General features: G+C 72.2%; 12 protein-coding genes and 1 riboswitch. Of the genes, 5 read left to right on the top strand and 7 right to left on the bottom strand.

Annotated elements, in window-relative coordinates; genetic code table 11:
• Nucleotides 1-274: 274 nt before the first annotated feature.
• Both AC3ET4_RS29315 and AC3ET4_RS29310 read right to left on the bottom strand, forming a co-directional pair.
• Entirely contained in the window at nucleotides 275-895 is a 621-nt protein-coding gene (locus AC3ET4_RS29315; protein WP_431954745.1) for a maleylpyruvate isomerase family mycothiol-dependent enzyme, read from the bottom strand.
• Between the two features lie 92 nt (nucleotides 896-987).
• On the bottom strand, nucleotides 988-1,674 hold the full coding sequence (locus AC3ET4_RS29310; protein WP_431954743.1) for an HD domain-containing protein: 687 nt from the start codon (nucleotides 1,672-1,674) through the stop codon (nucleotides 988-990).
• A 129-nt stretch (nucleotides 1,675-1,803) separates the two neighbouring features.
• On the opposite strand from AC3ET4_RS29310, the gene AC3ET4_RS29305 reads away from it, so the two are divergent.
• Nucleotides 1,804-2,505 (top strand): copper homeostasis protein CutC, encoded by a 702-nt coding sequence (locus AC3ET4_RS29305; protein ID WP_431954741.1) that lies wholly within the window; start codon nucleotides 1,804-1,806, stop codon nucleotides 2,503-2,505.
• Between the two features lie 130 nt (nucleotides 2,506-2,635).
• Here AC3ET4_RS29305 and groL read toward each other — a convergent pair whose 3' ends face one another.
• The 4 genes from groL to thrC all read right to left on the bottom strand — a co-directional run bounded on the left by groL (nucleotide 2,636) and on the right by thrC (nucleotide 6,861).
• Entirely contained in the window at nucleotides 2,636-4,258 is a 1,623-nt protein-coding gene (groL, locus tag AC3ET4_RS29300; protein ID WP_431954739.1) for a chaperonin GroEL, read from the bottom strand.
• A 368-nt stretch (nucleotides 4,259-4,626) separates the two neighbouring features.
• Nucleotides 4,627-4,830: a cold-shock protein gene (locus AC3ET4_RS29295; RefSeq protein WP_009339379.1), complete on the bottom strand. Its 204-nt coding sequence runs from the start codon at nucleotides 4,828-4,830 to the stop codon at nucleotides 4,627-4,629.
• A gap of 421 nt (nucleotides 4,831-5,251) precedes the next feature.
• On the bottom strand, nucleotides 5,252-5,530 hold the full coding sequence (locus AC3ET4_RS29290; protein WP_431954735.1) for a MoaD/ThiS family protein: 279 nt from the start codon (nucleotides 5,528-5,530) through the stop codon (nucleotides 5,252-5,254).
• A 44-nt stretch (nucleotides 5,531-5,574) separates the two neighbouring features.
• Nucleotides 5,575-6,861, bottom strand: coding sequence for a threonine synthase (gene thrC, locus AC3ET4_RS29285; RefSeq protein ID WP_431954733.1), 1,287 nt, complete (start codon nucleotides 6,859-6,861; stop codon nucleotides 5,575-5,577).
• A gap of 18 nt (nucleotides 6,862-6,879) precedes the next feature.
• Nucleotides 6,880-7,007: riboswitch (SAM riboswitch) on the bottom strand.
• 157 nt (nucleotides 7,008-7,164) lie between these two features.
• Between thrC and AC3ET4_RS29280 the strand changes: the two genes are divergently transcribed.
• The 3 genes from AC3ET4_RS29280 to AC3ET4_RS29270 all read left to right on the top strand — a co-directional run bounded on the left by AC3ET4_RS29280 (nucleotide 7,165) and on the right by AC3ET4_RS29270 (nucleotide 10,241).
• Nucleotides 7,165-8,133 carry a glucosyl-3-phosphoglycerate synthase gene (locus AC3ET4_RS29280; protein ID WP_431954731.1) on the top strand — a complete coding sequence of 323 codons (969 nt, stop codon included), beginning with the start codon at nucleotides 7,165-7,167 and terminating at the stop codon, nucleotides 8,131-8,133.
• A 74-nt stretch (nucleotides 8,134-8,207) separates the two neighbouring features.
• Nucleotides 8,208-8,330: a hypothetical protein gene (locus tag AC3ET4_RS29275; RefSeq protein ID WP_431954729.1), complete on the top strand. Its 123-nt coding sequence runs from the start codon at nucleotides 8,208-8,210 to the stop codon at nucleotides 8,328-8,330.
• A gap of 450 nt (nucleotides 8,331-8,780) precedes the next feature.
• A complete protein-coding gene (locus AC3ET4_RS29270) occupies nucleotides 8,781-10,241 on the top strand; it encodes an alpha,alpha-trehalose-phosphate synthase (UDP-forming) (RefSeq protein ID WP_431954727.1) in 1,461 nt (486 codons plus the stop codon).
• Nucleotides 10,242-10,351: 110 nt separating this feature from the next.
• Here the strand turns inward: AC3ET4_RS29270 and AC3ET4_RS29265 are convergent, their stop codons facing one another.
• Nucleotides 10,352-10,534, bottom strand: a complete 183-nt coding sequence (locus AC3ET4_RS29265; RefSeq protein ID WP_431954725.1) for a hypothetical protein — start codon at nucleotides 10,532-10,534, stop codon at nucleotides 10,352-10,354.
• Between the two features lie 272 nt (nucleotides 10,535-10,806).
• Between AC3ET4_RS29265 and AC3ET4_RS29260 the strand changes: the two genes are divergently transcribed.
• Nucleotides 10,807-11,347, top strand: a 541-nt coding sequence (locus tag AC3ET4_RS29260) for a cupin domain-containing protein (RefSeq protein WP_431954723.1), incomplete at its 3' end; no start/stop codon positions are given.

Here is an 11,347-nt window from a genome sequence, read left to right as displayed (position 1 = left end):
CGGATCGTGTCGTCAGAGGAGCTCCGCCCCCTACCGCTGCGAGGCGCCCCCGCCTGCGGTGCGTCGCACCGGTCAAGATCGGCCGCTGGCTCCACCGCCAGCTCGCCACCTTCACCACCCTCGGCCCCGGCCCCGGGCTCAGGCCGAGGTCGGCCAGGAGCTGCTTACGGAGAGTCGTCCCCGTAAGGGAGCGCTCCGGCGTTCGGCAGCGCAGCGCGGCGGCATTCCCCGGCGAAGGCCGGAGGAGCGCCGTGCCTCGTGGCACCTCCCGGCGTCAGCCGGGGAGCGGCTCGCCCTCCAGTCGGCCCGCCGGCAGCCGGCGCCCGCACATCGCCAGGGCCAGGTCCTCGCCGGTGCCCCGCAATTCCGGCCCCGAGCCGTACGACCAGTCCAGGTCGGTGGCCCGCAGCCGGCGGCCCTCGACGGCGACGCCGAAACGGGCGTGCCCGCCGCCCGCGGTGAGGTCGTCAAGGACGATGCCGAGGGTCTCCCTCGGGACGCGGCGCTCCGCGCCGAGCGGCACGGTGATGTCCAGCCCGTGGATCACCACGTGGTTGAGCGCGCCGTGGGCGCCGCCGCCCGGGGGCCTCCACCGCTGCATCACCTCGGAACGCAGGCAGCCGACCAGCTCCCCGGTGGGCAGTGCGCCGTCCCGCTCGGCGACCGCGTCGGACAGCCGCGCGAAGTCGAAGCCGTGCTCGGCCAGGAGCGCCATGAACGCCTCCCGCGAGTAGCGCGCCGCCATCGTCATGTGCGCCACGACCTCGCGCACCCGCCAGCCCTCGCACAGCGAGGGGGTGTCCCACCACGCGCCGGGAGCCCCGTCGAGCAGGTCGGCCAGGGCCCGGAACTCGGCCGCGGCGGCGGCCTGCACCTCGGTGTCGTCGTCGGTCATCGCTGTCGTACCCCTTCGTCTCGCACCGCGGGCGGCTCCCCACGGAGGTGAGAACCACCCGCGGTGGCCGGACTCATCGCCGGGCGCCGGAGTCATCGACGGGCGTCGCCCGCCTCCCCCGCGGCGAGCAGGTCCAGTTCGGTGGTGAGGTTGCGGCGGGCGGTGGCCTCCCAGCGCCCGTACGCCTCCGGTGTGCGGAACAGCCGGGGCAGGCCGAGCAGCCCGCGCAGGACGTCGGCGCGGCCGGCGCGGAAGGCGTCGTCGGGGACGAAGCCGTACTCCTCCCGGACGGCGGCCGCGTACGCGGCGTAGGCGGTGGGGTCGCCGGCGAGGACGGCCAGGTCGGCGTCGCAGAGGACCTCGCCGTCGCGGTCGCCCTCGGCGGGGTCGTGGGTGACGGTGAGCCGGACCAGGCGGGCGGCCTCGGCGGTGAGCGTGTCGGGGACACCGGCCTCGGGGAGCGCGCGTTCGGCGAGCCGGGCGCTGCGCTCCTCGTTCTCGGAGCGGTCGGGCCGGTAGACGGCGTCGTGGAACCAGGCGGCGAGCAGTACGGCGTCCCGGTCCCGCGCGTATCCGGCGAGTGCCTCGGCGTGGTCGAGGACGGCGGTCAGGTGGGTGGTGGTGTGGTAGCGGCGGTGCGGCTCGGCCCAGCGGGAGAGCAGGTCCTTGCCGTAGGGCACCGGGTCCACGGACCTCGTCTGGCAGCGGCGCAGCAGGTCGCACCAGCGGGCGAGGAGTGCGGAGCCGGGTTCGGGCACGGTGTCAGCCATGAAGGTCATTGTGGGCCACGAGGGTCGCGGGCATGCGCGGGCATGTGCCATGGGCCACGAGGGTCGCGGGCATGCGCGGGCATGTGCCATGGGCCACGAGGGTCGCGGGCATGCGCGGGCATGTGCCACCCTGGAGACATGTCTAGACCAATTTTCGAAGTGATCGCGCTCGACGCCCACGACGCCCTCGCGGCCCGGACGGGCGGCGCGGACCGCCTCGAACTGGTCACCGAGATGGCGGCGGACGGGCTGACGCCCTCGCGCGAGACCTTCGCCGCCGTCCGGGCCGCGGTGGACCTTCCCGTCCGGGTGATGCTGCGGGCCCGCGCGGACTTCGCCGTGGGCGGCAGCCGCGAGGCGGACTCGCTCCGCGCGGCCGCCGCGGCGTTGCGCGCCGAGGGCGCCGACGAGTTCGTGCTCGGTTTCCTCGACGCCTCGGGCGCCCCGGACCTGGCGGCCGTGCGCCTGCTCGTCGACGCGATCGGTCCCGGCGCCCGCTGGACCTTCCACCGCGCCATCGACCACTGCGCCGACCGGGAGGCCGTGCGCTCGGCGGTGCGCGGGCTGCCCGGGCTGGACACCTTCCTCACCGCCGGCTCGGCCCGCGGCGTCGACGACGGACTCACCCGCCTGCTCGCGGAGGCCGGGCGGCCCGGCGAGCCCCGGCTCATGGTGGGCGGCGGGCTCCGCGCGGAGCACCTGCCGCGGCTGCTGGCGGCCGGCATCGACGCCTTCCACGTCGGGGGCGCGGTCCGTCCCGGGGGCTGGGCCGGGCCGGTCGACGCCGAGTCGGTGCGCGCCTGGCGGGAGCTGCTGGACGCACCGGCCGCCGTCCACTGACCAGGCTCCGCCGACCCGCGGCGTCGCCGGGGCAGTACCGGGAAACGCCCCGAAACGCCCGAGGGCGGCACCCCCTGCGGGGTGCCGCCCTCGGTCTTCAGCCCTGGTGCGGAGTCCTGATCCCGGAGGATCAGAAGTCCATGTCGCCGCCGGGCATGCCGCCGCCTGCCGGGGCAGCGGCCTTCTCCGGCTTGTCGGCGATGACGGCCTCGGTGGTGAGGAAGAGCGCGGCGATGGAGGCCGCGTTCTGCAGCGCGGAGCGGGTGACCTTGGCCGGGTCGATGATGCCCTCACCGATCAGGTCGACGTACTCGCCCGTGGCGGCGTTGAGACCGTGGCCCGGGGTCAGGTTGCGCACCTTCTCCACCACGACACCGCCCTCGAGGCCGGCGTTGACGGCGATCTGCTTCAGCGGGGCCTCCAGGGCCAGCTTCACGATCGCGGCACCGGTGGCCTCGTCGCCGTCGAGCTCGAGCTTCTCGAAGACGTTGGACGCCTGGAGCAGGGCCACGCCACCACCGGCGACGATGCCCTCCTCGACGGCGGCCTTGGCGTTGCGCACCGCGTCCTCGATGCGGTGCTTGCGCTCCTTGAGCTCGACCTCGGTGGCGGCACCGGCCTTGATGACGGCCACGCCGCCGGCCAGCTTCGCCAGGCGCTCCTGGAGCTTCTCGCGGTCGTAGTCCGAGTCGCTGTTCTCGATCTCGGCACGGATCTGGTTCACGCGGCCCTGGATCTGGTCCTGGTCGCCGGCGCCGTCCACGATCGTGGTCTCGTCCTTGGTGACGACGACCTTGCGGGCGCGGCCGAGCAGGTCGAGACCGGCGTTCTCCAGCTTGAGGCCGACCTCCTCGGAGATGACGGTGCCACCGGTGAGGATGGCGATGTCACCGAGCATGGCCTTGCGGCGGTCGCCGAAGCCCGGGGCCTTGACCGCGACGGACTTGAAGGTGCCGCGGATCTTGTTGACGACCAGGGTCGACAGGGCCTCGCCCTCGACGTCCTCGGCGATGATCAGCAGCGGCTTGCCGGACTGCATGACCTTCTCCAGCAGCGGGAGCAGGTCCTTCACCGCGGAGATCTTGGAGTTGACGATCAGGATGTACGGGTCGTCGAAGGACGTCTCCATACGCTCCAGGTCGGTGGCGAAGTACGCCGAGATGTAGCCCTTGTCGAAGCGCATACCCTCGGTGAGCTCCAGCTCCAGACCGAAGGTCTGGGACTCCTCGACGGTGATGACGCCTTCCTTGCCGACCTTGTCCATCGCCTCGGCGATGAGCTCGCCGATCTGCGGGTCGGCGGCGGAGATGGAGGCGGTGGAGGCGATCTGCTCCTTGGTCTCCACGTCCTTCGCCTGCTCCAGCAGGGCGGCGGAGACAGACTCGACGGCCTTCTCGATACCGCGCTTCAGGGCCATCGGGTTGGCGCCGGCGGCGACGTTGCGCAGGCCCTCGCGGACCAGCGCCTGGGCGAGGACGGTCGCGGTCGTCGTGCCGTCACCGGCGACGTCGTCCGTCTTCTTCGCGACCTCCTTGACCAGCTCGGCGCCGATCTTCTCGTACGGGTCCTCGAGCTCGATCTCCTTGGCGATGGACACACCATCGTTGGTGATCGTGGGGGCGCCCCACTTCTTCTCGAGGACGACGTTGCGGCCCTTGGGGCCAAGGGTGACCTTGACGGCGTCGGCGAGCTGGTTCATCCCGCGCTCGAGACCGCGCCGTGCCTCCTCGTCGAACGCGATGATCTTGGCCATGTGAAGTGGTCCTCCCGGACTTGGGGTCCCCCCGCGGCACAGGGCTGCGGGGAAGGATTACTCCAGGACCGCGCCGGCGCCCGCGACGGACGGCCTGCCCTCCCACCGGTTCCTTTCCGGCGGTCGTGCGGGCCTCACCCACTCGGTCCTTTGTCACTCTCAACGTCAGAGTGCTAACGCCAATGATTAGCACTCGCCCTAGGAGAGTGCAAGCCGCTTGGCCGGGTCCGTGGACAACCCGCAGGTCCGGGGTGGCTCTCCGCGCGCCGCCCCGGGACAGCACGAAGGCCCGCCCCCTGCGGGGCGGGCCTTGACACGCACGGTGAGCGGACGTGCGCGAGAGTGCTCCGTGGCCGGTGCGCGGCGCGTCAGCCGGCGAGACGGACCATGTCCGCCTGCGGACCCTTCTGGCCCTGCGAGATCTCGAACTCGACCCGCTGGCCTTCCTCGAGGGTGCGGTAGCCGTCCATCTGGATCGCGCTGTAGTGCACGAAGACGTCCGCACCACCGTCGACCGCGATGAAGCCGTAACCCTTCTCCGCGTTGAACCACTTGACGGTGCCCTGAGCCATTCCTTACTCCCCTATTGCTGGCCCTTCGCAGACCCGCACCTCGCGGACCCGGGTCAGACCTCACCCCCTACAGCCAAGGGGGCGTGCGCCGGAACGCGTCGACCGCGGCTGAATGTATCTGCCCGGACGCGGTCTGCAACAGGTCAAGTGGACGAGAATTCCGGGCGCGACAAAGCGGAAGAAGATCTGATCGGTGAGGAATCCGGGGCAACTCGGACCGGACATAAAGGGCCAACGCGGCAATCGCCGCGCGGAAGTGGCGATAAATCGTCGACAAGACCGCCCCGGAGACGGGGGGTTGCGCAGAGCGTTGCAGGGAGTTGCGAGCCGTTCAGGGCAACTGTACAGGCCTTCAACTACCCGCCACGCACACAGGGGTGCCGGAGGGTCCGGCACCCCTGTCGCCCGCGGGCCGTGCGGCTCAGCAGCCTCCGGCCACCGCCGGGATGATCGAGACGGACGCGCCCTCGCCCACCGCGGTCCCCAGGCCCTCGGAGAAGCGGACGTCGTCGTCGTTCACGTAGATGTTCACAAAACGGCGCAGCTTGCCCGTGTCGTCCAGGACTCGCGCGGAGATGCCGGGGTGGTCGCGCTCCAGCGAGTCGATGACCTCGGCCAGGGTGCCGCCCTCGGCGGGGACCTCGGCCTGGCCGCCGGTGTAGGTGCGGAGGATGGTCGGGATGCGGACGGTGGCGCTCATGATGCGTGATTCACCTTCAGTCTGGGTCAGCCGGTGCGACGGGGTCAGCCGGCCAGGCCGGCGGCGCGGAACGCCTCGAGGCTGGGGCGGATGGTGGCCGTGGGGCGCGCGTTCGGGGCGACCGCGTCCAGCGTCTTGAGGCCGTCGCCGGTGTTGAGGACGACGGTCTCCTCGGACGGGTCGAGCTGCCCGGTCTCGATGAGCTTCTTCAGCACGCCGACGGTCACGCCGCCCGCCGTCTCGGCGAAGATGCCCTCGGCGCGGGCGAGCAGCTGGATGGCCTCCACCACCTGCTCGTCGGTGACGTCCTCGACGGCGCCGCCGGTGCGCCGGGCGATGTCCAGGACGTACGGGCCGTCGGCCGGGTTGCCGATGGCGAGCGACTTGGCGATGGTGTTCGGCTTCTGCGGGCGCACCACGTCGTGACCGGCCTTGAAGGCGGTGGAGACGGGGGAGCAGCCCTCGGCCTGTGCGCCGTAAATGCGGTACGGCTTGTCCTCCACCAGGCCGAGCTTGATCAGCTCCCGCAGGCCCTTGTCGATCTTCGTCAGCTGCGAGCCCGAGGCGATCGGGATGACGATGTTGTCCGGCAGGCGCCAGCCCAGCTGCTCGCAGATCTCGTACGCGAGGGTCTTGGAGCCCTCGCCGTAGTAGGGGCGCAGGTTGACGTTGACGAAGCCCCAGCCCTCGCCGATCGGGTCGCCGATCAGCTCGCTGCAGAAGCGGTTGACGTCGTCGTAAGTGCCCTCGATGCCGACCAGTTCGCCGCCATAGACCGCGGCCATGACGACCTTGGCCTCCTCCAGGTCGTGCGGAATGAACACGCAGGAGCGCAGGCCCGCCCGGGCGGCGGCGGCGCCCACGGCGCCGGCCAGGTTGCCGGTGGAGGAGCAGGACAGGGTGGTGAGGCCGAAGGTGCGGGCGGCCTCCAGGGCGATGGCGACGACCCGGTCCTTGAAGGAGTGGGTGGGGTTCCCGGAGTCGTCCTTCACGTACAGCCCGCCGGTGACGCCCAGTTCGCGGGCGAGGTTGTCGGCCTTGACCAGCTTGGTGAAGCCCGGGTTGAGGTTGGGCCTCGCCGCCACGTCGGCGGGGACGGGCAGCAGCGGCGCGTAGCGCCAGATGTTGTCCGGCCCGGATTCGATCCGCTTGCGGAGGGTCTCCGGGTCGCCGTCCGGGAGGTCGTAGGCCACTTCGAGCGGGCCGAAACAGACCTCGCAGGCGAAGAGGGGAGCCAGCGGGAAGCGCTCGCCGCATTCGCGGCAGGAGAGCGCCGACGCGGGTCCGAAGGCGGAGTCGGTGGACGCGGGTGCAGCATTCTGCGCAGCCATGTCAGGCGAGGCCCTTTCTCCTCATCTTCCTCGCGGCGCATCTCGCCGCGAGACGGAATTGGCACCTTCCCCACCTGGACCTCGCGGTCGGCGGGAGGGTTGCCGGGGCTTCAACGGGCCGTTCCCTCTGCCCCTCTGGATGAGCGGTATGGCGCCGGGCGGACTGCCCGGGCATTTGTCGGACGGGGCGCGATCACCGTGGACATACGATGGCCGTGCCTCGTGTTCACGACTGTAACCGACAACCTCGAACCCGGTCATAGGCCGTCCGTCCTTCGAGACGGGCAGAAACGGAGCGACGCAGTGCTCGACGAGGTGGCCCGCTGGCTGCAGCGGCGGTCCTTCACCGCCGCTCACAGGCCACTGCCGCAGTTGCTCGCCGCCAAGCGCGCGGCGGGTGCGCGCGGCACGGTCAGCGTCGTGCTGCCCGCTCTCGACGAGGAGGCGACGGTCGGGGAGATCGTCCGCACGATCCGCCGCGAGCTGATGAGCGAGGCGGTGCCGCTGGTGGACGAACTCGTCGTGATGGACTCCGGTTCCACCGACCGCACGGCCGAGGTCGCGGCGGCGGCGGGCGCGGTCGTCGTCCACCGGGACGAGGTGCTCCCCCGGCTGCCCGCGCTGCCCGGCAAGGGCGAGGTGCTGTGGCGCTCGCTGCTCGTCACGCGCGGCGAGATCGTCTGCTTCGTCGACTCCGACCTGCGGGAGTTCGACGCGCGGTTCGTCTCCGGGATCGTCGGGCCGCTGCTCACGGACCCGGACGTGCACCTGGTCAAGGCGATGTACGACCGGCCGCTGGAGACCGGCGGCACCGTCGTCCCGGCCGGCGGGGGCCGGGTGACGGAGCTGGTCGCGCGCCCGCTGCTCAATCTGCACTGGCCGCAGCTGGCGGGCTTCGTCCAGCCCCTCGGCGGCGAGTACGCGGCGCGGCGCTCGCTGCTGGAGCGGCTGCCGTTCCCCGTGGGCTACGGAGTGGAGCTCGGGCTGCTGGTCGACGCCCTGGGCACGGTCGGGCTCGACGCGCTGGCCCAGGTCGACGTGGGCGTCCGGCACCACCGCCACCAGGACGGCCAGGCGCTGGGCCGCATGGCGGCGGCGATCTACCGGACGGCGCAGATCCGGCTGGCGCGCGGCCACCTCGTGCGGCCCGTGCTCACGCAGTTCGACCGCGCCCCGGACGGCGGTTTCGAGCCGCGCGTCCACGAGGTCGCGACGGAGGAGCGCCCCCCGATGCGCACGGTGCCCGAGTACGCCCACCGCGCGGTGGCATAGGGCCTCCGTCCCCGTTCCGCGGACCGGGGGCGCCCCACCGCCGGCCGCAGGCGCGCGGCCACCTCGTGCGGCCCGTGCTCACGCAGTTCGACCGCGCCCCGGACGGCGGTTTCGAACCGCGCGTCCACGAGGTCGCCACGGAGGAGCGCCCCCCGATCCGCACGGTGCCCGAGTACGCCCACCGCGCGGTGGCATAGGCCTCCGTCCCCGTTCCGCGGACCGGGGGCGCCCCACCGCCGGCCGCGGGCGCGCGGGCCACCTCGTGCGGCGGACCGTCCTCCCCTCGTTCGACCGCGTTTCCGGGGCGGTTTCGAGCCCATCGCGCGATGGCCTGGCGCCCCCTCGCGGGCAGGCGACCGCGCCCCACCGCCGGGCGCCGGCGCGCCGCCGCCTCGCGCACCCCGTACCCCCGCCATCCGACCGCGCTTCGGACGCCGGCCTCACGCACGCGCCCGCAAGCCCACCACCGGGCCCGCGGGCACCGCCGGCGGAGCCGGGGAGGAACCGGACCTGTGCGGCACGCACGGTCTCTTCGGCGTGTGCACGCCGGTGGCTCGGGGCGCCCCGGCCGCCACCGCCGGGCCGAAAACCCCCGGCTGGGCTAGCCCGTACGTTTGCGCCCGGGGATGCGTGGCTAGGCTGGCCGCATGGTCGCTTCGCATGCCGCGCGCGTTCTGGTCGCGTCCAACCGCGGCCCCGTGTCGTACAGCCTCCGCGAGGACGGCACGCTCGCCGTCCGCCGCGGCGGCGGCGGACTGGTGTCGGGTCTGAGCGCGATCGGGCCGGACGCGGACGCCGTCTGGGTCTGTGCGGCCCTGGGCGAGGGGGACCGGGCGGCCGTGCTGCGCGGTTCCGGAGGCACGGGCCGGCTGCCCACCGCCGACACCGGCGGCCAGAACGTGCGGATGCTGGACATCCCGGCGGACACCTTCGCCTCCGCCTACAACGGCATCGCCAACTCGGTCCTGTGGTTCGTCCACCACATGCTGTTCCAGACCCCCTTCGAGCCCGTCTTCGACGAGGACTTCCGCGACCAGTGGGCGGCATACGTGGCCTACAACGCCGCCTTCGCCGACGCGCTCGCCGAGGAGGCGGGCCAGGGCGCGGCCGTGCTGGTGCAGGACTACCACCTGGCGCTGGTGCCGCAGCTCCTGCGCTCGCGCCGCCCCGACCTGCGCATCGGCCACTTCTCGCACACCCCGTGGGCCCCGCCGGACTACTTCCGCCTGCTCCCCGACGACGTCGCCGCGGAGGTGCTGAGCGGCATCCTCGGCTCGGACCGGGCCGGTTTCCTGACCCGCCGCTGGGCCGACGCCTTCGCCGCCTGCTGCGCCGATGTGCTGGGCGCGTCCGTCATCCGCGACGCGGGCAGCCTCACGATCACCTACCGCGGCCGCACCACTCGGATCGGGGTGCACGGCCTGGGCGCGGACGCCGAGTTCCTGCGGGAGCGGGCGCACCAGCCGGACGTCGACGAGCGCCTGGCGGCGCTGCGGGACGCGGTGGGCGGGCCGGACCGCAAGATCATCGTGCGGGTGGACCGCACCGAGTTGTCGAAGAACATCGTGCGCGGCCTGCTCGCGTACGAGCAGCTCCTGCGCGACCACCCCGAATGGCACGGGCGCGTGGTGCACATCGCCTTCGCCTATCCCTCCCGGCACGACCTGGCCGTCTACCGGGAGTACACCGACGAGGTCTCCGACCTGGCCGAGGAGATCAACGAGGAGTTCGCCACACCCGACTGGCAGCCGGTGATCCTGCACGTCAAGGACGACTTCGCACGCTCCCTGGCCGCCTACCGCCTGGCGGACGTCGCGCTGGTCAACCCGATCCGCGACGGCATGAACCTGGTGGCCAAGGAGATCCCGGTCGTCTCCGACGACGGGGTTGCGCTGGTGCTGTCCCGCGAGGCGGGCGCCTTCGAGGAGCTGGGCGACGACGCGTTCGTGGTCAACCCCTACGACATCCGGGCCACCGCCGACGCGCTCCACCGGGCGCTGACCCTGTCGCACGGCGAGCGCGCCGAGGCCACCAAACGCCTCGCGGCGGCCTCGACGGCGCTTCCCCCGCAGCAGTGGTTCCTGGACCAGCTGCGGGCGCTGGGGTAGGACGCGGCCGGGTCGAAGGGCCGGAGCCCGGCCGGACCGGGCCGCAACCCGGCCCGGTGGTGGAGGGCGAGGCCGGCGACGCCCATCCACCGTTGCCGGGCGGGCGGTTGTCAGGCCGTCACGGCCGTCACGGCCCCGCACACGAACTCCCGGACGCCCTCCGCGAGGAAGTGACCGGCGCCCGGTGACTCGACGAAGACGGCGTCGTCCACGAAGGGCTTGACCAGCGCTCCGGCCTGGTCGCCCTTCAGGGATGCCCGGTTCGCCGTCGAGGGTGCAGGACGTCTCGTCACCGTGGTGCGGACGGGGCGCTCGGACCGCCTCCCAGGAGAACGGTGGCGAGGACGAAGCCGAGCGTCCCGTTCGCCTGCCCACCAAAGACGCGCCACCACGGCAAGCGCCACACGTGCTGCCACTGCGGCCCGAGGGTGCCCGTGGAGCGCGCGGCGCCGCGCTCGGCGAAGCCCAGGAATGGGGCAACATCCTTGACTCGTCAAGCATGTTGCCACTTTACTGTCCTCGCATCTGTCGCCCCATCAGGTGACGGCCCAAACGAGGAGCAGCCTTGAGTATCGTCGCGCCGAGCCAGAACGACCCTGCTGTACAGGACGATTCGCGCTACATGAAGAGGAACGGCATCTTTGTGCCGCCCGGGCAGGGCGACACGAGGTGGATTGTCGGAGACACCTACACCCTGAAGGTCGGCGGCCCGGAAACGGGCGGACGGCTCACCTTCGTGGAGGCGACCGTACCTGCCGGGGCCGGAGCCTACCCGCACGTGCACAGCAAGCATCAGGAGGCGTTCTACCTGATCTCCGGCGAACTGGACTTCGTCAACGGTGACGACACCATCACCGCCGGACCCGGCTCCTTCTACTACGTGCCCAGCGACACGCGGCACGGCTTCTTCAACAGGAGCCTCCACGCCGCCAAGATGATCTTCATGTTCCTCCCCGGAGGATACGAAGAGCTCCTCTTCGACGGAGCGCCCAAGGCCGAACACGGCAAGCCGGCACCGCACATGATGGACAACCTGCCGAACATCAACCCGGAGCTCATGGAGAAGTTCGGCTCATTCATCCTCCCCGGCGACCTCCCCTCCGAAG

It is taken from the genome of Actinacidiphila sp. bgisy167, from assembly GCF_057707665.1.
Note: the sequence above shows the minus strand (reverse complement) of the source record. Positions and strands in the feature narration are given on the sequence as shown.